The organism is Streptococcus sp. CL6.22 (genome assembly GCF_049738055.1).
Lineage (GTDB): Bacteria > Bacillota > Bacilli > Lactobacillales > Streptococcaceae > Streptococcus > Streptococcus mitis_DJ.
This window is the reverse complement of the sequence record NZ_JBKOTV010000005.1, coordinates 113,261-135,371: the sequence shown is the minus strand read 5'-3', so window position 1 is coordinate 135,371 and position 22,111 is coordinate 113,261. Positions and strand designations below refer to the sequence as shown.

20 protein-coding genes and 1 other RNA gene are annotated in these 22,111 nt (G+C 40.4%); 2 read left to right on the top strand and 19 right to left on the bottom strand.

What is annotated here, in order from left to right; genetic code table 11:
* The 17 genes from ACLNCW_RS03840 to ACLNCW_RS03760 all read right to left on the bottom strand — a co-directional run.
* The coding region (locus tag ACLNCW_RS03840) for an N-acetylmuramoyl-L-alanine amidase family protein (RefSeq protein WP_424845387.1) at positions 1-831 on the bottom strand (831 nt) is incomplete at its 3' end.
* A gap of 89 nt (positions 832-920) precedes the next feature.
* A complete protein-coding gene (locus ACLNCW_RS03835) occupies positions 921-2,111 on the bottom strand; it encodes an N-acetylmuramoyl-L-alanine amidase family protein (protein WP_078237895.1) in 1,191 nt (396 codons plus the stop codon).
* A gap of 52 nt (positions 2,112-2,163) precedes the next feature.
* The gene (locus ACLNCW_RS03830; protein ID WP_261056821.1) at positions 2,164-3,051 is read right to left on the bottom strand and encodes an NlpC/P60 family protein; all 888 of its coding nucleotides are present in this window, start codon (positions 3,049-3,051) and stop codon (positions 2,164-2,166) included.
* Between the two features lie 277 nt (positions 3,052-3,328).
* Positions 3,329-3,961: a response regulator transcription factor gene (locus ACLNCW_RS03825; RefSeq protein WP_078237897.1), complete on the bottom strand. Its 633-nt coding sequence runs from the start codon at positions 3,959-3,961 to the stop codon at positions 3,329-3,331.
* A 13-nt stretch (positions 3,962-3,974) separates the two neighbouring features.
* Positions 3,975-4,970: a sensor histidine kinase gene (locus tag ACLNCW_RS03820; RefSeq protein WP_078237898.1), complete on the bottom strand. Its 996-nt coding sequence runs from the start codon at positions 4,968-4,970 to the stop codon at positions 3,975-3,977.
* Positions 4,967-5,665: a cell wall-active antibiotics response protein LiaF gene (gene liaF, locus ACLNCW_RS03815; protein ID WP_078237899.1), complete on the bottom strand. Its 699-nt coding sequence runs from the start codon at positions 5,663-5,665 to the stop codon at positions 4,967-4,969. The genes ACLNCW_RS03820 and liaF overlap by 4 nt, the downstream gene beginning before the upstream one ends.
* Positions 5,666-5,742: 77 nt before the next feature.
* On the bottom strand, positions 5,743-6,753 hold the full coding sequence (gene fni, locus ACLNCW_RS03810; RefSeq protein WP_424845386.1) for a type 2 isopentenyl-diphosphate Delta-isomerase: 1,011 nt from the start codon (positions 6,751-6,753) through the stop codon (positions 5,743-5,745).
* Positions 6,737-7,744 (bottom strand): phosphomevalonate kinase, encoded by a 1,008-nt coding sequence (locus ACLNCW_RS03805; RefSeq protein WP_078237901.1) that lies wholly within the window; start codon positions 7,742-7,744, stop codon positions 6,737-6,739. The genes fni and ACLNCW_RS03805 overlap by 17 nt, the downstream gene beginning before the upstream one ends.
* Positions 7,731-8,684 (bottom strand): diphosphomevalonate decarboxylase, encoded by a 954-nt coding sequence (gene mvaD / locus ACLNCW_RS03800; RefSeq protein ID WP_424845385.1) that lies wholly within the window; start codon positions 8,682-8,684, stop codon positions 7,731-7,733. Before mvaD ends, ACLNCW_RS03805 begins: the two co-directional genes overlap by 14 nt.
* Positions 8,666-9,544, bottom strand: coding sequence for a mevalonate kinase (mvk, locus tag ACLNCW_RS03795; RefSeq protein ID WP_424845384.1), 879 nt, complete (start codon positions 9,542-9,544; stop codon positions 8,666-8,668). Before mvk ends, mvaD begins: the two co-directional genes overlap by 19 nt.
* Positions 9,545-9,749: 205 nt before the next feature.
* Positions 9,750-10,439 (bottom strand): response regulator transcription factor, encoded by a 690-nt coding sequence (locus tag ACLNCW_RS03790; RefSeq protein ID WP_000518027.1) that lies wholly within the window; start codon positions 10,437-10,439, stop codon positions 9,750-9,752.
* An 11-nt stretch (positions 10,440-10,450) separates the two neighbouring features.
* Complete coding sequence (gene gndA / locus ACLNCW_RS03785) at positions 10,451-11,875, bottom strand: NADP-dependent phosphogluconate dehydrogenase (protein ID WP_000158778.1); 1,425 nt, start codon at positions 11,873-11,875, stop codon at positions 10,451-10,453.
* 75 nt (positions 11,876-11,950) lie between these two features.
* A complete protein-coding gene (mapZ, locus tag ACLNCW_RS03780; RefSeq protein ID WP_261445682.1) occupies positions 11,951-13,363 on the bottom strand; it encodes a cell division site-positioning protein MapZ in 1,413 nt (470 codons plus the stop codon).
* Positions 13,364-13,375: 12 nt separating this feature from the next.
* Complete coding sequence (locus tag ACLNCW_RS03775; RefSeq protein ID WP_424845383.1) at positions 13,376-14,533, bottom strand: THUMP domain-containing class I SAM-dependent RNA methyltransferase; 1,158 nt, start codon at positions 14,531-14,533, stop codon at positions 13,376-13,378.
* Between the two features lie 84 nt (positions 14,534-14,617).
* Positions 14,618-14,999: RNase P RNA component class B (gene rnpB, locus ACLNCW_RS03770), an RNA gene on the bottom strand.
* Positions 15,000-15,019: 20 nt separating this feature from the next.
* Entirely contained in the window at positions 15,020-15,349 is a 330-nt protein-coding gene (gene gpsB, locus ACLNCW_RS03765; RefSeq protein WP_000146534.1) for a cell division regulator GpsB, read from the bottom strand.
* 72 nt (positions 15,350-15,421) lie between these two features.
* Entirely contained in the window at positions 15,422-15,949 is a 528-nt protein-coding gene (locus ACLNCW_RS03760) for a DUF1273 domain-containing protein (RefSeq protein ID WP_070528757.1), read from the bottom strand.
* Positions 15,950-16,015: 66 nt separating this feature from the next.
* Here ACLNCW_RS03760 and recU point away from each other — a divergent pair, with 66 nt between their 5' ends.
* Both recU and pbp1a read left to right on the top strand, forming a co-directional pair.
* Positions 16,016-16,612: a Holliday junction resolvase RecU gene (gene recU, locus ACLNCW_RS03755; protein ID WP_203212675.1), complete on the top strand. Its 597-nt coding sequence runs from the start codon at positions 16,016-16,018 to the stop codon at positions 16,610-16,612.
* Complete coding sequence (gene pbp1a / locus ACLNCW_RS03750; RefSeq protein WP_203212674.1) at positions 16,609-18,792, top strand: penicillin-binding protein PBP1A; 2,184 nt, start codon at positions 16,609-16,611, stop codon at positions 18,790-18,792. The genes recU and pbp1a overlap by 4 nt, the downstream gene beginning before the upstream one ends.
* A gap of 141 nt (positions 18,793-18,933) precedes the next feature.
* On the opposite strand, the gene ACLNCW_RS03745 is transcribed toward pbp1a, so the two are convergent.
* Entirely contained in the window at positions 18,934-20,925 is a 1,992-nt protein-coding gene (locus ACLNCW_RS03745) for a peptide ABC transporter substrate-binding protein (RefSeq protein ID WP_424845382.1), read from the bottom strand.
* A 298-nt stretch (positions 20,926-21,223) separates the two neighbouring features.
* A complete protein-coding gene (gene rfbD / locus ACLNCW_RS03740; RefSeq protein ID WP_000600892.1) occupies positions 21,224-22,087 on the bottom strand; it encodes a dTDP-4-dehydrorhamnose reductase in 864 nt (287 codons plus the stop codon).
* Positions 22,088-22,111 lie beyond the last annotated feature (24 nt).

Genomic DNA, 22,111 nt, shown 5'->3' with positions numbered 1-22,111 from the left:
CAGATTTTGGAAATTACGAATAACAGCTTTAGGATCAATTTCTTGTCCTTTTTCTTTATTATCCACTAAAGCTAAGGTTATATTTGCAACATGATCCCCATATTTGTCGGAAAACTTCTTGAACTCAGGTTTGACATACCAAGTGTTTTTAGCCACTATAACATCAGTAAATTTATTCCCATCATATTTTGCTTTAATCAGATATTCATATCCATCGCCTAAACGAACAATATCATCATGTTTATAAGGGCTATCTTGTAAAGTGAACATATGTCCATCCTTGCTGAGAATATAGCCTGTTCCATCACTAGAATTTACAACTCTATCAGAGGCCATTGCACCTGATTGTTCAAAATAATACCAATCACCATTTATGCACTCCCAACCTGTCATCATAGAACCACTAAAATGAAGATAGTACCATGTGTTGCCTTCTTTGTACCAGCCAGTACGCATAGCGCCACTATTAGCTAATGAGTACCAGGTGTTACCTTCCTTATACCAGCCAGTGCGCATGGCACCACTATTTGCGAGTGAGTACCAGGTATTGCCTTCCTTGTACCAGCCTGTGCGCATAGCACCACTATCTGCTAGTGAATACCAAGTATTGCCTTCTTTGAGCCAGCCTGTCTGCATTTTACCAGTGCTGTCAAAATGATACCATGAGCCAGCATTTTGTACCCATTTGTTTTTAGCGAGACTGCCATCTTGAGAAAGATTCCAGTCAGCACCATTTTTAACCCAAGTATCTGCAGCCTGTGCTTGGTTGATAGATAAAAGCAGACCAGCACCTATAAGCAAACCAAGTGTAAGTAGTTTAGATTTTTTCATAGCCATTTCCTCCTGTTCTATAGTGAAATGAACATGACTTCCTAGTAAACAAAACTGTTCGCTTTTTTCTTTTTACTATGTCAGATAGTTTATTTCACAACAGAAACATTTCCTGTTGAACTGTCATATCTAACAGTTTCTCCATAAAAACCGGAAATTCCTTTTTCAATATAATCACGGAAATCATTAGGCAAAACTTTCATCTTCACGATTTCACCAGATTCATCTGCATAGCCCAAAATATGGTGATCTTTAGATAATAATCCGTCCATAAACATTGTAAAATATCCAGTTACAAGTTTACCATTATCATCATTGGCACCTCTTAGATAAAGTTTATTGTCATTAATTGTCAATCCAGATGAATCTAGACTAATAACTGGACTTGAGTTTTTAAGATAAAGTTCAGACCCAACTTTTTGAATAGGGAAGTGAGTAGTGAATTCTGGTAGATTCGCAACCTTACGTCCATCTGCTCCAAAGTAATACTTATTTGGTAAGTTTTGGAAATTCTTTATGACAGCTTTAGGATCAATTTCTTCCCCTGGTTTTTTATTATCAGTAATGGCATCTAAAGTATTTCGTTTTATATCGCCAATCTTTTGATAAGAAAAACGTTCAACAATAGGTTTGATATACCAGGCATTCTTTTCGATAACAACTCCATCTTTCTTATGAACAAGGTGATAGTCATAACCATCAGACAAAGTAACGATATCTGTAATAACTGTATCATCAAAAGGATCTTGTTCAACCTGACTTGGGAGTTTGGTTAACATATAACCATCCTTACCAATGACATAACTTTCCCCATCGCTTGCTGGAACAGCTTTATCTGCTACCATAGCACCTGATTTTTCAAAGTAAGACCATTGACCATTTGCAGTCGCCCATCCTGTTGCCATAGCGCCACTGTCTTTGAGGTAATACCATGTAGACCCTTCTTTGTACCAACCTGTGCGCATAGCACCACTATTTGCAAGTGAGTACCAGGTGCTACCTTCCTTGTACCAGCCAGTACGCATAGCGCCACTGTCTGCGAGCGAATACCATGTATTCCCATCTTTGAGCCAGCCTGTCTGCATTTTACCAGAACCGTCAAAGTGGTACCAAGAACCTGCGTTTTGTACCCATTTGTTTTTAGCGAAACTGCCATCTTGTGAAAGATTCCAGTCAGCACCATTTTTAACCCAAGTATCTGCAGCCTGTACTTGATTGATAGACAATAGTAGACCAGCACCTGCAAGCAAACCAAGTGTAAGTAGTTTAGATTTTTTCATAGCCGTTTCCTCCAATTAGTAACAAATTATTTATGACATTTAAATTTTATTGTTACCAAACTCGTCTAGCTCCGTCAATAGATCCAATGTATTCATTGTTAGTTATGTTTACAAATTTTCTTACATAATTTGCGTGAACCACTTGGTTACCGCCAATATTAATTCCCACATGTTCAAGATTATTAAAGAAAATTAAATCTCCAGGTTTTTCATTACCAGTTACATCAATTCCTTGCTTAAATTGAGATCTAGTATCAGTTCCTAAGTAAATGTCAAAGTTTTTATATATGGCATGTGTAAATCCTGAGCAATCTACACCCTTATTCAAGTCTGCCCAACCCCCAACATATGGGATTTTATCTACAAATGTCTCTGCATACTCAGCAATTGCCTGACCTTTATTTTCTACCAAAACGCCGTTAGATCTAAAGAAATAAGGTTTTCCATTAACTCTATTGTAATCGGTTAGCATAGCTCCATCATTTGAAAGATAGTACCAATTACCATCTGGGTTAATCCACTCATTTGATTTCATCCAACCTTGATCATCAAAATAATACCATTTCTCATCTAACAATTCCCAATGTTTAGCATACCCACCTGAAGTATATTTGAACCACCAGCGGCCATCTGTTTGCATCCAGGTTCCTTTACCATCTCTATTTTGATTAAATGCTATTTTTTCTTGATCGCTTTCTACTTGAGTTAATTCTCTAGGAGAAAATCCTACCAACTTAACGTGTTCTGCATCTTCAACCTTAATTTTACCTTCTTTAACAAGTTGATCAATTGCTTCTTTCTCGCTTGTATACTGTAAAGTTGTTTGTGATGTAGTCACTTTAGTGGTAGACGTTGTAGTTCCTGCACTAACTACATGAGTAGTTGATAATAAAGCTCCTGAAGTAAGTAATAAAGCTGCATAAGTAATATATTTTTTCATGACAAAAATCCTTTCTTCAAAATCCCTTAACGCTCTAGTGACCTTATTTTGATAATTTACGGAGACATGATTCTAACCTCCTTTTGGATTTTTTATATCCTTTGATAAATACTATATTACCTTAGTTATCTTTAGCTTTATTCTACTCCCCTATAAAATGAATGTCAACAAATAACATAAAATATTGTGAAAAAAATATTTTATCGTGCTAGAGGTACTTGCTCGCTTCTTTGATACTAAGCTCAGCCATTTCTCCAATATTATTCTTATATAACAATTAAAAATCTTCCTGCCCCACCAAGTGATGCTGAAAGGCATAAACTGCTGCCTGGGTGCGATCGCTGACCTCCAGCTTGGCTAGGATATTGGACACATGAGTCTTGACCGTCTTGAGAGAGATAAAAAGTTCGTCTGCGATGCGCTGATTTTCGTAGCCCTTGGCGATGAGTTGAAGCACATCTCGCTCACGCGCAGTTAAGTCCTCATGTAGTTCTATATGATTGCGGTGGTATTCGACCTTCTTACTGACCTCTTGCTCAATGGCCAGCTCCCCAGTAGCTACCTTACGAACAGCGTGCAGCAATTCATCCGCACTTGAAGTCTTGAGCATATAGCCCCTAGCACCAGCATTTAAGACAGGCATGATTTTTTCATTGTCTAAGTAAGAGGTCACAATCAAAATCTTGGCTTCAGGCCATTCTTTGAGGAGGGCCAAGGTAGCGTCAATTCCATTCATTTCAGGCATGACGATATCCATGACAATAACATCTGGGCGCAATTCCAAGGCTAACTCAATACCTTGAGACCCATTGGCCGCCTCACCCACAACATCTACATCATCTTGGAGATTAAAGTAGCTTTTCAAGCCCAATCGGACCATTTCATGGTCATCTACCAGTAAAATTTTCATCTTTACTCCTTTATCATTCCTTATCAAGCAGGGGAATACGGATATCAACCGCCAGCCCTTGCTTGGGAGCTGTTAATAACTGAACCGTCCCTGCCATATCTTCAACCCGCTCCTTGATATTGCGGAGTCCATAACTCAAGTCGTCTAAACTCCCTAACTGAAAACCAATCCCATTGTCCACCACCTTCAGCTGCAATTCAAAATCGGTCTGATAGAGATAGACATCCAGACAAGATGCCTGAGCATGTCGGAGGGTATTGCTGATCAACTCTTGCAGGATACGGAAGATATGTTCCTCGATTTTCTTAGGCAATTTCGTCACATTTTGCTTGAGACTAACTTTGAGGTCACTCTTGTCCTCAAGCTCTTTTAGAAGAATTTGAATCCCTTCTATCAAGCTCTTTTGTTCCAATTCAACTGGGCGCAAGTGCAGGAGCAAGACTCTCAAATCCTTCTGGGCGGTTTCTAAAATAGCTGTGACACTCTGCAACTGGATCTGCATCTTTTCTCTATCCAATTTTAAAGTCTGCTGGCTGACACCTGACAAAATCATGTGAGCCGCAAACAACTCCTGACTGACCGTATCATGCAAATCCCGAGCAATTCGCTTCCGTTCTTTCTCGATGATTTCCTCTTCCCGAGAAAGGCTGTGATTTTCAGCCTTTTGAAGCGCTTCTGTCAAAAGGTTAAGTTTACCTGACAAGGACTTGAAACTGGCATCCAAATCCGGATCTGCAACCCGAACCACTTCTTGCCCTACCAATAAACGCTTGAGATTAGCCTGCATTTTTCTTAGAGAAAGCTCTTCGATACCTCTCCAAAACAGGGCCAAGAGAAAGGTCATGGACATGCTGAAGACCAATAGCAAAAAAACAAATTTTTCTGTTTTTTCGACATCGTGCAGAAAGATAGACCAGTCAAAGTCAAGCATTTCCAACAAGCTGTGGGAGAAAAATAAGACAAACAGGAAGGAGGTAATGGCAATGATTACATAAGCTTGTTTTTTCATCCTCTGATCACCTCAACATCCCCAATCATAGTGGTCAAGAAAATCTTGACGCTCTTGTTACTCTTGAGATAGTCTCTTGTTTCCTGATGATAGTGTTCATTGCGGAGAGCACGCTTGGGCTGATTGAAAAAAGTCAAATCCCCATAGAGACAGTTAACACTGAGACTGACTTCTACATCTACAGGCACGATGATTTTGGTCGTTCCTACCATCTTTCTGAGGATAATGACATTGTCATGATTGGTTAGGATAACTCTCTCCAGATGAATAGTGTCCTTGCCCATGAGACGAAAGAGATTGATATCATCAAACTGGCAAGTCTGGTAGCTTGAAAAATGATGGAGATTTCCAAACCAACGATTTTTCTCCTTCTTAACCGTTACCACCTCTTCAAAAACCAAATTGGTCTGCTCTTTTTCCTGGTTCATCATCGGATAAAGAATAAAGAGGCTATAGATGACCGCAACAAAAATAGCTAGAATCACAAAAGGATTGAGCATGACGATGAAAAAGAAGAGAATGCTTGCCACCACTAAAAGAAGATTATTTCCCTCTTTACCAGTGTAATAGCGAATCAAAAGCAAAAAGAGGAATAGAATCAGCAGAAAACGCGAAAAATGCTCTGATACCATCAAAATCAGAGCTCCTGTCAAAAGACAGGCTTCGATAAATAAAAAGATTTTAAATTTTCTCATAGGTTGATCCTCTCCCTTCTATTTTATCACACTTCAAAAAAGTCACCTCAGTCTGAGGATGGAAAAAAAGGCGGTGGTTACGCCTTTTTCATCTGATCCTTTGCTTCTTTTAATTTTCCATAAAGAATGTAATCTACGCTTTGCAGATCTGCTATGGTTGCACAATTAAGAGCACACATGATCAAGCGTAGATCTGCTTTCCATCCTTGGACAATGCCAATCACTTCTTCAACTGAATAGGTTTCAATCAACTCTAGAACGGTTCGAGACAGTCCTACAGCCTTGGCGCCAAAAACTAAACACTTAATCATATCCAGCGGATTCCGAACCCCTCCGCTAACCAAAAGTTCGACCTTGTCTTTCCATTCTTGGGCATTGAGAAGGGCTTGCATAGTAGACTGGCCCCATTGATTGAGATAATCACGCTGACCACTGCGACGGTTTTCAATATAGGCAAAGCTGGTACCACCACGACCTGACAGGTCAAAGGTTCGAACGCCCAATTCATAGGCTCTCTCGATGGTCTTCACATCCATTCCAAAGCCCACTTCCTTGAGGACAATCGGAACAGGGATTTGCTTGCTATAGTCTGCCAAATGCGATTGCCAGTTTCTAAACGTTCTTTCTCCCTCGGGCATGAGCAATTCCTGCATAACATTGACATGCACCTGCAGGATAAGAGGATTCATTTCTTCTACAGTCTGAAGTCCTAACTCGACAGACTTGTCCAATCCAATATTGGTTCCAAGAAGGAGATTTGGATGATCATACTTGACAGAAAAAGAGTCATCTGCTGGATCTTTGAGGGCTGCGCTATAAGAACCCGTTACAAATAAAATACCACAGGCTTCTGCCACCTGAGCTAGTTTTTGATTGATTTCTCTTCCCTTATCGCTTCCACCCGTCATGGCATTGATATAAAAAGGAAAATCCCACTTTCGACCAGCAAACTCTGTCGACAGATAGATTTCATCCAGGTCGTAAAGAGGCAAGGAAGAATGAATCAACTCCACCTCATCAAAGCTATTATAGGAACTTTTCTGCTCAAGGGCATAGCGGATATGCTCATCCTTACGATTTGTCGTCATGTCCTATCCTTTCTTGGTATAAGAGCTCAATCCCCAGATCGGCCCAACGGTTTTTTAGGGTTTCAGTTGATTGCTCATCAAAACTCAAGGCAATACCACAATCACCACCACCAGCGCCGCTACTCTTGGCAACAGCCTGCAAATCTTGACTAGCTTCTTTCAACTGTCTGAGCGAAGGTGTGTAAATATCTGTGCTCAAGCCTTCTAAAAGCCGGCTGGCTACTTCTACTTGCTCGATAATTTTTTCTGATTTCCCCTGTTCCAAGGCTTCTACCAAAGAAACCACCGTTTCTTTTGAGGAACTTAAAAAATTCTGATTGATATTTTGCTTAATTTGCTGAACCATGTTACTAGACACAGCTACTTGCTTGGTCCATCCCACTAGGAAATCACATTCTAAAGTTGGTTTCGCTTGTGAAATTGAAAAGCCCCAATCACGCTCTAAAACTGTCGACAAATTTTCTTCTTCCAACCAAGCAGCCACCTTCTGGCGATCAAATGACTGGTAGAGAACCAAATCCTCTGCCACAATACAGGCAATGTCCCCCATAGAACCATTGTCTCCGCGCTTAAGCAAGACAGCACTGGCCAGCTTGAACAAGAGATCCTGATCAACCGAAAGATTATATAGAGCCAGCAGAGCCTTGATGACCAAGACAACGACGCTACCGCTAGAACCTAAACCAAACTTTTTCCCTTCTCTTTCCATTTTTCCTCGGATTTCCAAAGAAAAAGGTCGCAAGGTTTGCCCACGATCAGCGAGGAAGCCATTCATCAAAGCAATTGTTTCTTGAATCAAGCTATAGTCAGGATTTGGCGTCAAATCAACTGCGAAATCAAACATATCTGAGTAGATACGGTAACTATCAGAAAAAGCAATCTCGCCCTTCATATAGATGGGAATAGCCTTTATCAAGGCCAACTGTCCGGGCTCTAAAATAGCATATTCACCTGCCCAATAGAGCTTTCCGCAAGTTTTAACAGCAATCATCTTGACTCAAATCCTTTGTTTTTGACACAATCAAGCGATAACGCTGACCGAAGATTTCTGATAAATGCTCCAAGTCTTTCTCTTGACATAGGACCTTGACATTGGGACCTGCATCCATGGTAAAGTAGCAGGATTCTCCTTGCCCGCGAAGCTGACGGACAAAGTCCATGGCTTCATAGCTTGCATCGGTCAGATAAGAAAAGGCTGGTGATGCTGTTTTTGTCGTAGCGTGCATAGCCAGGGCATTTTTCTCCGTTAATTCCCCAACCTTGGCAAAATCATTTTCCTTGAGATAAGCCAGCATATCCTGATAGTCCTTCTCAGACTGACGCACCCAGTCGTCAAAAGTCGTCGAAGTTTCCACACAAAGTTTCATACCGTCACGGCTAGAAATTGGTTTTTTCTTGTCCTCCAGCACCAACATAATCATAGCTAGTTTCAAGTCTGTCTCTACAGGGTAAATTTCTCCACTATCCTTATCCCAGGCTCCTAGCGGTCCATAAAAACTCCGAGAAGAAGATCCTGAGGCAAACTTAGCCTCCTGTGCCAACTGACTCCGATTTAAACCAAGCTTGAAATAAGCATTACAAGCCTTGACCAAGGCAGACAAACCACTAGAACTTGATGACAAGCCCGCTGCGGTAGGCATATTGTTTTGAGTATCTATACGGACAAAGCCCTCACCTTCTGGACGGTAACGGTCAATGATTTTGCTCATTTTGGCATGCTCAGCCTCATTTTGTAACTGACCATTGATATAAAAGACATCAGCTGTCGCATCCGTCGGTAGAGGCGACAAGGTCGTCTCTGTGTACATGTTTTCCAAAGTCAGAGAAATACTGCTAGTAGCAGGCACCATCTCCTTTTCTTTTTTCTTTCCCCAATATTTGATAATAGCAATATTTGCGTAGGAACGTACTGTTACAGGCTCTCTATCCATGTCTGAACAGCTCCTTTCTCTTCTAATCTTTCTGCTAGATCTTGTGCTTGTGTCAAATTGTCTGCCAAGGCTATGATACAGCCTCCAAGCCCACCACCGCTCATCTTGGCACCCAGAGCACCATGGTTAAGAGCCGTTTCTACCAGATGGTCTGCCTCAAGGCTACTAACACCAATTTCTTTTAGATGTAAATGCGCTTGACTGAGGATTTGCCCCAGTCCTTCAGCATATTTTCGTGAAATCGCATCTTCTGCCTGCTGAGTCAATTCTCCCAAGGCATGCAAAAACGGTAGGGCATCTTTCCCCTTACTTTGAACCACTTGGATGGCTTCACGAGTATGACCATAGACGCCCGTATCTGCAATGACCAAATAGGCAGATAGATTCATCTCAAGCTCTGTAAATCCTACGTTCTTAATAAAGCGAATAGGCTGGTCACTGAGACAGGTCTTGGCATCCAAACCACTTGGATTCATATGAGCAATCATCTCCGCCCGATTGACCAAGATTTCTAGTACATCATGAGGCAGTTCTGCCTGATAGTAGTCAAATACCGCACGAATAGCCGCTATGCTGATAGCAGCCGACGAACCCATTCCCCGTTTTTCAGGGATAGCCGAGTCAATCTCACAGCGAATGCAAGCCTCTTTGATATCTAAATACTCCAGCGAAGCATACACCGCCATGGATAAGGTATCCTCCTCATAGAGACGCCAAGGACTCGCTGCAGGAATCACCTTACAAGTCACCTCCACCTCTAAAAGAGGCAAGGAAATGGCAGGATAGCCATAAACGACCGCATGCTCCCCTATTAAAATAATCTTACTATGTGCCTGGCCGACACCAACTTTTTTTGTCATATTTTCCTTTTGCTAGACGAAAAAGCCGTCCCATTTTTCATACAAGTATTTATTCTTTCCTATCTATTTTATTATATTTTCACAAAAAAAGCGATTGTTTCCTTCACAATCGCTCGATGATAAAATAAAACTTTTAAGCAAACTAAGGCAAAGAAATTGATAAACTCAGTTGCATGATTACAACTGAGTTCACCTAACCTATTTTCTATTCTTGCATGGTGTAACCGACACCACGAACGGTTTTAATGTAGCTTTTCTGACCTTTTACATCAAGCTTGCTACGTAGATAACGGATATAGACATCCACGATATTTGTTTCGGTCGCACTTTCATACTTCCAGACACTTTCCAACAACTGCTCACGAGTCAGAACTTTCTTGCTTCCCATAAGAGTAGCCAAAAGATCATACTCACGACGCGTCAGAGCAATCATCTCTTCGCCACGATAAACAGTATGATGTTCTACATCCATACGCAGATTGCGGTAAGACGTTGGAACCTTCATCTGACTACAGTGTTGGTCGATAAAGTCCCGACCTCGGAAAATCGCTGAAATACGAGCCACCAAATTCTCAATAATAACTGGCTTATAGATGTACGAAACGGCAAAGCGTTGGATTGCCTCAATCTGATCTTGCAAGTCTTCGCGATGGTCCAAGACCATAATGACTGAAGCTGGCTTAGTTCGGCTCAGCTTGTCTGCAAAATCCTGGGCTGTCATATCCCCCAGATGAGCATTCAATAAAATCAAGTCATAGTCTGTCTGAAGAGCCATGGAAAGGGCTTTTTGCCCCTCCTCAACCTGATCAACTCGGTATTGCTCTTTTTGGAGTTCCAAACTTAAAAAATGAGCTAGATTTCGTTCTTTCTCAAGTAATAAAATCCGTTTCCCCATGGCAGACCTACTTATTTTTCGTCATACCAAGAGTAGTGGAAGGTTCCTTCTTTGTCTTTACGTTGGTAAGTGTGGGCACCAAAGTAGTCACGTTGTGCTTGGATCAAGTTAGCTGGAAGGTCAGCTGAACGGTAGCTATCAAAGTAAGTAATGGCTGCTGAGAAGGTTGGCACTGGTACACCAGCTTGAACCGCAAGAGCTACGATGTCACGCACTGCTTGTTGGTACTTAGCAGTAACATCCAAGAAGTATTCATCCAAAAGAAGGTTGGCAAGGTCTGCATCACGGTTGTAAGCATCTGTAATCTTTTGCAAGAAACGAGAACGGATGATACAGCCATCACGCCAGATAGATGCGATGTCCGCAAATGGCAAGTTCCAGTTGTTTTCTTTAGAAGCTACACGCAATTGAGCAAAACCTTGTGCGTATGAAATGATTTTTGAGAAGTAAAGGGCTTGACGGATTTTTTCAATCAACTCAGCCTTATCTCCTTCAAATTTGAAGGCAGCTGGTTTTGGAAGAACCTTGCTAGCATGTACGCGTTCTTCTTTGTAAGTAGAGATGTAACGTGCAAATACTGACTCAGTGATGAGTGACAATGGCACACCAAGGTCAAGTGATGATTGACTAGTCCATTTACCAGTTCCCTTGTTACCTGCAGCATCAAGGATGTAGTCTACGATTGGTCCATCTTGGCCTTCATCGTCTTTACGGCTCAAGATATCAGCTGTGATTTCGATCAAGTAGCTGTCCAATTCACCCTTATTCCACTCAGTAAAGATTTCAGCCATATCTTCTGCAGAAAGGCCTAGCAAGTGTTGCATCAAGTCATAGCTTTCTGCGATCAATTGCATATCACCATACTCGATACCGTTGTGAACCATTTTCACATAGTGACCAGCTCCATCAGGACCGATGTAAGTCACACATGGTTTGCCATCTTCTGGTGCTTTAGCTGAAATTTCTTCAAGAACATCTGCAACCAATTCGTAGGCCTCTTTTTGTCCACCAGGCATGATAGAAGGACCTTCAAGGGCACCTTTTTCACCACCAGAAACCCCAGTACCGATAAAGTTGATACCTGAGTTTGCCAATTCTTCATTACGACGAATTGTATCTTTGTAGAAAGTGTTTCCGCCGTCGATCAAGATATCACCTTTGTCAAGGTGTGGAAGAAGGGCTTGGATAGTAGCATCTGTACCAGGTCCAGCTTGAACCATAAGCATGATACGACGAGGTTTTTCGATTGAGTTTACAAAACTTTCAACGTCATAGCTTGGTACAAAGTTCTTTTCAGGATGGCAAGCAATCACATCTTCCGTTTTTTCTTTACTACGGTTGTAAATAGCAACTGTGTAACCACGAGATTCAATATTAAGGGCAAGGTTACGACCCATTACGGCCATACCTACGACACCAAAGTTAGCTTTTGTCATTTGACACTCCTCTTGTTTAATTTGTTTTATTTTATCATTTTTACTTTTGAAAAGAAAGAATTTTGTAACGACTGCTTAGTAGTCCAAGTCATCCGCATGTCCAGAACCATTTCCAACAAAATATCCTGTCTTACAGTTAAGGGTAAAGAGATAGGTTCCATCTGGCTTGTAGAGGTTGTAATAACCATTGCCATTAACGATATTGACACGTTCGAGGATGTATTGGTTACCAGTGATATAACCACGTGAGCGTGAAGTCGCTAGGATTTGTTCCAAGACGCCATCAGCGAAATCCCAAGCAGAGTTATTGCTATCATCAATAGCAGACTGGTTATAAGAAACACGACTCGCACTTCTTTGAACAGCAACTCCTGCACTTGATACGCCCATATTGATTTCACTACGAGAACTTCTAGTCTCATTTGATGCAGTATTTGAGCTACTTGGGCTTGTCTCACTAGTAGTATTTGAACTTGCTTGACTAGAGCTACTAGTTTGACTTGAACTTGAGCTAGAAGTACTTGTTTGCTGGCTCTTACCAAGGCTAATAGCCTTATCTAGCAATTTATCCAGCTCCGTATTCCCAGTTTTAATATCTGTAAATTTAGCATTCGATTTGGCTTTGGCATTGGTATCTAACACACCATCAACAATAGCTGGCTTCTCAAATTGTGCATTTACATCTTGAATGGCCTTGATTTGCGTTGCTAGACTATCATACTTCGATTTGGCAAGGGTATGTTCACGACTACCTTCCAGCTTATCAAGCAGGGTCTTCAGTTGGCTCAACTTATCAAACTGGCTATTTTTCAAAGCCGTTTTATTGCTATCTGTATAGAAGGCATCATATAAATTATTGAATTCTTCCGCATCTGACTGCGTATTTGTAGTTGATTGAGAAGTTTGGATTTCCTTGGTCGAACGAGCCACTTGACGATAAACATAATAACCAGTTCCAAGGATAAGAACCACTAAAGCTGCTAGAATACCGTAAAGCACCCATTTCTTCTTACTTTTTCCATCTTCACTATCTGTGACTCGAGAACGTGTGAGAGCCTCTTCCGTTCCAACTAATGGTACCTCTTCCGTCTCAAATTCTTCGACAAGAGGAGCTTCTGAAACTCGTGTTAATTCTAAATCATCAAACTGACGCAATTCATCTTCTTGATCTGGAGAAGTTACTCCTGTTTCCTCACGAAGCTCTTGAAGCAAATTATCCAGAGTCTGAGTCTCCTCTATCTCTTCTACCTCTTCTTTTTCAACTAGATCATCCTTGCTAAACTGACGTGTTTCAAACTTATCTGCTTCAATTTCATCTTTATGTTGTTTCACATACTTGTCCAAGATAGAATCTCCAGGCAACACACCTGCTTCCACCTCTTCATTTTTTCGCATGGCTTCTCCAACCGTTAGCTCTTTGGCATCATCAAAATCAAATTGCGCTTCTTGATGTTCTGTTTTATGACGATTCCGTCTTTTCTTACTCATGAGTTTTCCTTCCTACTTTACTTCCTGACGTTTAATACGTTGACCAAAATATTGATACAAATCAACTTTTAAAGTTCCGTTGTACAACTTACGCTTCTTATCCGCTTGACTACCGTACTTGATCTCAAAGGCTTCATCGCTAGTTAGGATAAACTTACTCCAGGTTTTCAGAGGCGCAAATACTTGCCCCATCTCAGCATAAAGCTTAGTAACCCCTGCATCATCTGACAAGCGTTCTCCATAAGGTGGGTTAGAGATAATCACTCCATTGATTTTATCAGAACGCAAATCCTGCACGCGCATCTGCTTAAAGGTAATATCTCCTGCAACACCTGCTGCCTGTGCATTAGCCTTAGCAATTTCCACCATGCGAGCATCGATATCACAGCCCATGATATCTAGCTCAAGCTCACGATCCACTTTCTTAGCCGCCTCTGTGCGAACTTCTTGAATCAAGCGATCGCTAATCCAGTTCCATTCCTCAAAAGCAAAGGAGCGACGAAGACCTGGAGCCATTTTTCTAGCAATCATAACTGCCTCGATACAGAAAGTTCCTGAACCACAGGTCGGATCAATCAAGGGCTTGTCTGGATACCAGTTAGAGAGTTGCAAAATGGCTGCCGCCATGTTTTCCTTGATAGGAGCACCACCTTTTTCGGTACGATAGCCACGTTTAAAGAGGCTAGCCCCTGTCGTATCAATCATGACAGTTGCTATGTCTTTCAGAATAGAGACCTCAATCTTAAACTCTGGGCCATTCTCCATCAGAGGAACATCTTCTGGGCGGGCGTAGTGTTTTTGCAACTTTTTAACAACAGCCTTCTTTGAAATAGCCTGTACACTGGGTTCATTGTGAAGTTTAGATTTAACACATTTTGCTTTCGAAATCGGAAAACGAGCCCCAAGCGGTAAATAATTTTCCCAATCTAGAGCGAAAACTCCCTGGAAGAGCTCTTCAAAAGTCTTAGCTGGGAACGTTCCTACGATAATTTTGATACGGTCTGCTGCCCGAAGCCAGAGGTTGGTTTCGATGATGGCTTTCGCATCTCCTTGAAAACGAACACGGCCGTTTTCAACCTGACAATCGTAGCCCAACTCTCGCACTTCTCGTCCAACAACAGCTTCAAGACCTGCTGCAGCAGTAGCGATTAAATTAAATTCTTTTTTCATTTTCAGTCTTATAAGACCTTTCTATATGTCCACTTTAAAAAATGAGGTTGAGAAAGTTTTCTCAGCCCCAACCTATATGCAATTTTCTATAAGCCATGTTTTGTTCCAGAAGTGACTAGGACCACTTCCTTCGATAATCATCTGTCTACTACTAACAGCCTAGAGCTGGTAGCAGTCAGAGTACTACGTTCGTTTCCGTGTACTCCATGCCCCGACCGAAATTTGGGTTGCTAGCTTGAGGGGTTTACCGCGTTCCACTCTCTCTGTTTCCAGAAAGACTCCGTCACTGTGGCACTTTCAAGCCTACTCTGGCCTATCCAAGGACTTAGCCATTTCAACTGCCGTAACGATTTCTCGTCCCTAGGCTTATGGTTTCGCCTAGCACAAACACTACAGGCATCACAGCCTGTGCTAGCATGGACTTTCCTCATGAAAAGAAATTCTCCTCACGCGATTATCCAAAAATTGCACTTTTCAAATAAGATCTTATAAATCAGAGTTATCCAAAATTTGTTTACCAAATACTTCTTTCTCAAGACGATTTAAACGTTTTAAAATATCAAAATTCGTCATAGAAGTTGTTGCTGTCATTTCAAGTGGTTCTGCTTGAACCGGTGCAGATTCAGGTTTGCGAGACAATTCTTCCTTCAACTCTGCAATTTCTTGACGGAGAGACTTGACTAAGGCAGCATAAGTTTCATAGTCCTTGATGACATCGTCCAAAAATTCATCAACTTCAACCTTACTATACCCACGGACTTCACGTCCAAACTCTTGCTCGAAAATATCTTTTGCTGAAAAAATAATACTTGCCATCTCTCTCTCCATTCTCGGTTTCTAATAGTATTATTATATAAAAAAAGACAAACAAAAATCAAGGTCAAAGCCTTACTTTTCAGAAAAATTTTCTACTAGCTCATTTAAGTCTTCAAAGGTTAGCCTTTTTATGCGATAACCTTCCTGATTTTTCATCAAATTGTCTATAAATTTTAATTTAGTCTCATTTTCTGGATCATAGAAAAAATAAGCTAAATCAGTATTTTCCAGTAAAAATCGTTGGTAGTCTCGTAGTTGCCCCATATGTTCATATTTAGGATAGGCATATTTGACAAAATCGACCTTCTTAAATTGGCTAAGTTTAAGCTGATTCGCTTCATTCCAATTTTCCCCGTGTGTTTCAAAATCAAAAATGGTCGCTAGGCTGAAATCATAGTCTTCTTTCATTTCATTTGCGACATCCAGCACCCAAGATTCAAATCCCAAGTTTCCTGTAAAGACCAGCCATTTAATCCCTTCTTCTGCTAAACTTTCTAAATCACGGCGAATGGCTTTCTTTATAATTTTTAGCCTGATATCTTTTTCATTAAACAAACCCAAGTCAAAATTAGAATATCCCATAATTAAAGCTGTAGTCATTTTTACACCTTTCTTTCTATTTTTATGGTATAATAGAGTGATGTTATTGTACCAATAAGGAGAAATATGGTCAACTATCCTCATAAAATTTCATCAAAAAAAAGCCAAACATCCATTTCTCAACCAAAAAATTTCGCAAATCGAGGAATGACATTTGAAAAGATGATTAACGCTACAAACGACTACTATCTGATGCATGGTATGGCAGTTATCCATAAAAAGCCAACGCCTGTTCAAATCGTTCGAGTAGACTATCCTCAACGTAGTCGAGCCAAAATTGTAGAAGCCTATTTTAGACAAGCTTCCACAACAGATTACTCTGGCGTATATAGAGGACATTACATTGACTTTGAAGCCAAGGAAACGCGGCAAAAAAATGCTATCCCAATGAAGAACTTCCATCTTCACCAGATTCAACATATGGAACAAGTTCTAGAACAGCAGGGCATTTGCTTCGTACTGCTTCATTTTTCTTCTCGACAAGAAACTTATTTGTTGCCGGCACTTGATTTGATTCGCTTTTATCATCAAGATAAGGGTCAAAAATCAATGCCACTTGGATATATTCAAGAATACGGATATTTAGTAAAGCAAGGAGCTTTCCCTCAAATTCCCTATCTCGATATTATCAAAGAACATTTACTAGGTGGTAAAACAAGATGAATAAACAAACTATTCTGCGATTCTTAAAGTATATTGGAATTACATTTCTTACCTTATTTATCGCATTATTTCTATTGGGTGGAGGTATCTTCCTCTACTTTGTTAGCAAGGCTCCAACCTTATCTGAAAGTAAATTAGTTGCGACAACCTCTAGCAAGATTTATGACAACAAAAACGAACTGATTGCTGACCTTGGATCTGAACGTCGCGTAAATGCCCAAGCAAATGAAATTCCTACTGACTTGGTCAAGGCCATCGTGTCTATCGAAGACCACCGTTTCTTTGATCATAGAGGTGTTGATACCATTCGTATCATGGGTGCGGCATTGAGAAACCTCCAAGGGAAAGGAGGGCTCCAAGGGGCTTCAACCTTGACTCAGCAATTGATTAAATTAACTTATTTCTCTACTTCAACTGCCGATCAAACCTTGTCACGTAAAGCCCAAGAAGCTTGGCTAGCCGTTCAATTAGAGCAAAAAGCAACCAAGCAAGAAATCCTGACCTACTACATCAACAAAGTCTACATGTCTAACGGTAACTATGGAATGCAAACCGCAGCCGAAAATTACTATGGAAAAGACTTGAAGGATTTAAGCTTGCCACAGTTAGCACTCCTAGCCGGAATGCCTCAAGCACCAAACCAATATGATCCATATTCCCATCCAGAAGCTGCTCTAGAGCGTCGTAACTTGGTACTTTCAGAAATGAAGGGACAGAAGTATATCAGTGCAGAAGATTACGAAAAAGCTATTAATACGCCTATCACTGACGGTCTTCAAAGCTTGAAGTCAGCCAATAGTTACCCAGCCTATATGGACAACTACCTCAAAGAAGTAATCGACCAAGTCGAACAAGAAACGGGCTACAACCTTCTTACCACAGGTATGGAAGTCTATACTAATGTCGACAAAAATGTTCAACAGAGACTTTGGGATGTATACAATACAGATGAGTACGTTGCTTATCCAGATGATGAACTTCAAGTAGCTTCCACTATCGTGGATGTAACGAATGGTAAAGTCATTGCTCAGTTAGGGGCCCGTCACCAATCAAGTAATGTATCTTTTGGAATCAACCAAGCCGTTGAAACCAACCGTGACTGGGGTTCTACTATGAAACCAATCACTGACTATGCTCCCGCTTTAGAATATGGAGTCTATGACTCTACTGCTTCTATTGTACATGATGTTCCTTATAACTATCCTGGTACTGATACTCCTGTCTACAACTGGGATCATGGTTACTTTGGGAATATTACAATTCAGTATGCACTCCAACAATCACGAAATGTCACAGCCGTTGAGACTTTGAATAAGGTCGGTCTAGATAGATCTAAAACCTTCCTTAATGGTCTGGGTATCGACTATCCAAGCATGCATTATGCAAACGCCATTTCAAGTAACACAACTGAATCCAACAAACAGTACGGTGCAAGTAGTGAAAAAATGGCTGCTGCTTATGCCGCCTTTGCTAATGGTGGTATTTACCACAAACCAATCTATATCAATAAAATCGTCTTTAGTGATGGTAGTGAAAAAGAATTTTCTGATGCTGGTACACGAGCTATGAAAGAAACTACTGCCTATATGATGACCGAAATGATGAAAACTGTTTTAGCTTACGGAACCGGACGGGGTGCTTACCTACCATGGCTTCCACAAGCAGGTAAGACAGGTACTTCTAACTATACTGACGACGAAATTGAAAAGTATATCAAGAACACTGGCTACGTAGCTCCAGATGAAATGTTTGTAGGTTATACTCGTAAGTATTCTATGGCTGTATGGACTGGTTACTCAAATCGTTTAACTCCAATTGTTGGAGATGGTTTCCTAGTTGCTGCTAAGGTTTATCGCTCAATGATATCGTATCTATCAGAAGATGACCAACCTGGAGATTGGACGATGCCAGACGGCCTATTCCGAAATGGAGAATTCGTCTTCCAAAATAGTGCCAAGAACACATGGAATAATTCAGTAACACAACAAACACAAACGGTAGAAACTCCAAGCACAACAGCTGAAAGTTCAACTACACAGGCAAGTACGACGGTTGGTCAACAACCACATAATGCTCCAGCAACTGATCCTAATCAAGGACAAGCTGGCCAGGCTGTTCAACCGACACAACCAGTACAACCAACGCCACAAAATCCACAAGTTCAACAACCACAACAGTGAGATGAAAGAAAATCCTGAGAATAAAAACTCAGGATTTTTTCTACAAAAAAATTATCTTCATAATCTTTGAAAGTGAAGAGAGGTTTCAACTCATTTTCGATAAACCAAAAGAAGTTAGCGAATAACTAACTTCTTTTTATCTTATTTCACATGTTTTGCAAGTTCTTCTTGCGCTTTTTTATTGGATTCTTCTTTTTCTTTCATCCATTTATCTTGAGCTTTTTGGTATTCATCCACAGTGACTGCCTTGTCTTGAAGTTCCAAGTATTTGTATAGGAGCGGATCGCTTGTCCCCTTGTTACCAGAGAAGGCAAACGGCATCGTAAATGGTACCATCTTAGACAAGATTGGGCGACCAGTGAGTGATGTTGTTGGAATAATCAAGGCACTATCTGTCAACCAAGCTTGGGCTGTAGCATACTTATCATAACGTTTTGCTACATCTATTGTCTCATTTCCAGCTTCAGTTACCAATTTCTCATAGTCGTTCAGACCAACCTTCTTAGCTGCAGCATTAGCTGCAGCATTATCTGTACCAGAATCAAAGCCAAAGTAGGTTTTAGTGTTTTCACCAACTGATGGTTTGATAATATCGAGGTAAGTAGATGGATCCGCAAAGTCTGGAGACCAACCAACATTATCTGAAATATCCCAATCTTCCCCAGCTGCTGTTTCAGCAAAGTAGGTAATATTCAAGACTTCATCTTTTTGTAGTTGTTGAATATCAATTACGACATTATCTGTACCCAAGGTTTCTTCAACCGATTGTTTGAAAGATTGAACACGTTGAACTTTTGTAGTTGCTGTCTGATCAACAGGCATGTCTAGGTGAATTGGGAAAGTCACGCCTTCTGCCTGTAAAGCTGACTTAGCCTTGGCAAATTCGGCCTTGGCTTTTTCAGGATTGTAGAGACCATCTTGGGCATCGGCCAGATTAACATCCTTCCATTCATCCCCATAGGTTACTAATTTTTCTTTGACCATATCGCCAAAGTTTTTCCCATCTGCTTGAACAAATGTTGGTGGCACAAAGAGATTACGCAAAATTTTGCTTGCACCACTGGCACCGTTCACTTGTGAAGCATAGGCCGTACGATCAAAACCAAAGGCAATAGCCTGACGGAAATCCTTGTTTAAGAGAGCCTTTTTAGTAGATGTCTTTTGTTCGTCGCTAGTCTTAGAAGTATATTTATAGGACTGACGATCAATATTTGTACCAACTAGATAAGTCGTAGAGTCTTGTTGGGTATAGACAATATTGTCCTTCATCGTTTTTTCAAGTTCTGCAAAACTTGCATTTGTAGGATAAAGTCTGGCTGCTGTAAGACTACCATCTTTAAAGTTTTCCGCAGGTTTGCTGGTATCTTGACCATCCCAGAATGACAATTTTATCTTATCAACATGAACATTATCTTTATCCCAGTAGTTAGGGTTTTTTGCAAATTCAACGGAAGATTTAGCCACAAGAGATTTTAACAAATAAGGACCATTATACAAGATACTGCTTGGATCTGTCGCTTTAGCAAAATCATCCCCTTTTGAGTTCAAAAACTCTTCATTAACTGGTGCCAAGACACCCATTGTTGTTTTAGAATTCCAAAAACTTTCAGGTTTGTTCAAAGTGTATTGGACTGTTTGATCGTCAAGGGCTTTAATTCCAACTTGAGAAAAATCTTTATTTTCTCCCTTAGCATAAGCATCCAGCCCCTTGATTGAATCCTGTACCAAGTAAAGAGCTTGTGATTTCTTATCTGTTGCATATTTAAGACCTGTTACAAAGTCTTGAGCCTTGACAGGAGCATATTCTTCCCCTTCAGATGTGTACCACTTGGCATCCTGACGAATCTTATAAGTGTAGGTCAAACCATCTTTAGAAACTGACCAGTCCTCTGCCATAGAGGGAACAAGATTCCCATAACGGTCATTTTCAAGCAATCCATCAATGACGTTACTAGTAATGTTTGAAGTAGCTGCCTTGCTGGTTGTCAAATAGTTGAGATTATCTGGGTCTGTCTCGTAGGTAAATGCAAAAGTCTGCTCACCTTTAGTAGCAGAACCACCAGAACAAGCCGCTAAGACACCAGCTGCTAATAAAGTGACTCCCGCAAGAGCCAATACTTTCCTTGTTTTCATAGTATTCTCCTTTGTTTTTCTATCCATTATAGACCCTTTTTAAAGTCCTGTCAATAGAATTTTCAGAATTTTAGAAAATTATTTTTTAAACAATAGATTTGCAAAAATATGAATAATATCAAAAATACCTCAACTACATTAGGTAGTCAAGGAATTATTAATCATATTTGTAAATAGCATCTGAGAAACAGTTTTAATTCTTTAATCTAACTCATTTCTTACACACTGCAAAGCTGTTGTCATGAGAATATTATATCTATTATTTTCGTGGGGAGTTCATTAACGACCAGGATTCAAATTAGTTAATATCACTTTTTACTTCTTGTTTATAAAATTCTTTCAAGGCATCTTGCCAAGTTGGAATAACAAATCCAGTAGCTTTAGCTTTAGCCAGACTCATTGTTGAGTTTAACGGACGTTTAGCTTTTGCTGGAAATTGACTTGAATCTACTGGCTTGATTTCCACATCTGTATCTTTCAAAATTTCAACTGCAAAATCATACCAAGTTGTGTCTTCTGTTGCGTCATTCGATAAATGATAGTAACCAAATTCCTTGCAATTTTCAGCTAGATAAGTCATAAATTCAGCCAAGGTACGAGTCCAAGTTGGGCGACCATGCTGGTCATTTACAACCGTTAATGTCTTATGAGTTTTCGCAAGGTTTTGCATCGTAAAAACAAAGTTTTTACCGTAATTTCCAAATACCCAGGCAGTACGGATAATATAGAAATTAGACACATACTTCTCAACTAACTCTTCTCCCATGCGCTTTGTACGTCCATATTCTGTCTGTGGATCTGGTCGATCATCAACTTCCCACTCTTCTCCAACTGGTTTCTTACCGTCAAAGACATAGTCGGTGGAAATATAAACTAGGGTTGCACCATGCTTTTCAGATGCTTTTGCGACATTTTCTGTCCCCGTAACATTGATAGCAAAGTCTAATTCTTTCCCTTCATCCTCTGCTGCATCAACAGCGGTGTAGGCAGCACAGTGGTATACTAAAGTCGGTTTAACTTCTTCGAAAACTTTCTCAACCATTTCTTCATTTGTAATATCCATCTCAGCCACATCTACTGCTACGTATTCTTCATTACGCTCATCTAATAAATAACGAAGTTCAGTTCCTAATTGGCCTTTTGCTCCTGTAATTAAAATCATCTCTATACCTTTCAACTTTGTAAC

Bases quoted from the DNA above. Each gene is read 5' to 3' on its own strand.
- ACLNCW_RS03835 (WP_078237895.1), bottom strand. From the start codon at position 2,111: ATGAAAAAATCTAAACTACTTACACTTGGTTTGCTTGCAGGTGCTGGT.
- ACLNCW_RS03830 (WP_261056821.1), bottom strand. From the start codon at position 3,051: ATGAAAAAATATATTACTTATGCAGCTTTATTACTTACTTCAGGAGCT.
- ACLNCW_RS03825 (WP_078237897.1), bottom strand. From the start codon at position 3,961: ATGAAAATTTTACTGGTAGATGACCATGAAATGGTCCGATTGGGCTTG.
- ACLNCW_RS03820 (WP_078237898.1), bottom strand. From the start codon at position 4,970: ATGAAAAAACAAGCTTATGTAATCATTGCCATTACCTCCTTCCTGTTT.
- liaF (WP_078237899.1), bottom strand. From the start codon at position 5,665: ATGAGAAAATTTAAAATCTTTTTATTTATCGAAGCCTGTCTTTTGACA.
- fni (WP_424845386.1), bottom strand. From the start codon at position 6,753: ATGACGACAAATCGTAAGGATGAGCATATCCGCTATGCCCTTGAGCAG.
- ACLNCW_RS03805 (WP_078237901.1), bottom strand. From the start codon at position 7,744: ATGATTGCTGTTAAAACTTGCGGAAAGCTCTATTGGGCAGGTGAATAT.
- mvaD (WP_424845385.1), bottom strand. From the start codon at position 8,684: ATGGATAGAGAGCCTGTAACAGTACGTTCCTACGCAAATATTGCTATT.
- mvk (WP_424845384.1), bottom strand. From the start codon at position 9,544: ATGACAAAAAAAGTTGGTGTCGGCCAGGCACATAGTAAGATTATTTTA.
- ACLNCW_RS03790 (WP_000518027.1), bottom strand. From the start codon at position 10,439: ATGGGGAAACGGATTTTATTACTTGAGAAAGAACGAAATCTAGCTCAT.
- gndA (WP_000158778.1), bottom strand. From the start codon at position 11,875: ATGACAAAAGCTAACTTTGGTGTCGTAGGTATGGCCGTAATGGGTCGT.
- mapZ (WP_261445682.1), bottom strand. From the start codon at position 13,363: ATGAGTAAGAAAAGACGGAATCGTCATAAAACAGAACATCAAGAAGCG.
- ACLNCW_RS03775 (WP_424845383.1), bottom strand. From the start codon at position 14,533: ATGAAAAAAGAATTTAATTTAATCGCTACTGCTGCAGCAGGTCTTGAA.
- gpsB (WP_000146534.1), bottom strand. From the start codon at position 15,349: ATGGCAAGTATTATTTTTTCAGCAAAAGATATTTTCGAGCAAGAGTTT.
- ACLNCW_RS03760 (WP_070528757.1), bottom strand. From the start codon at position 15,949: ATGACTACAGCTTTAATTATGGGATATTCTAATTTTGACTTGGGTTTG.
- recU (WP_203212675.1), top strand. From the start codon at position 16,016: ATGGTCAACTATCCTCATAAAATTTCATCAAAAAAAAGCCAAACATCC.
- pbp1a (WP_203212674.1), top strand. From the start codon at position 16,609: ATGAATAAACAAACTATTCTGCGATTCTTAAAGTATATTGGAATTACA.
- ACLNCW_RS03745 (WP_424845382.1), bottom strand. From the start codon at position 20,925: ATGAAAACAAGGAAAGTATTGGCTCTTGCGGGAGTCACTTTATTAGCA.
- rfbD (WP_000600892.1), bottom strand. From the start codon at position 22,087: ATGATTTTAATTACAGGAGCAAAAGGCCAATTAGGAACTGAACTTCGT.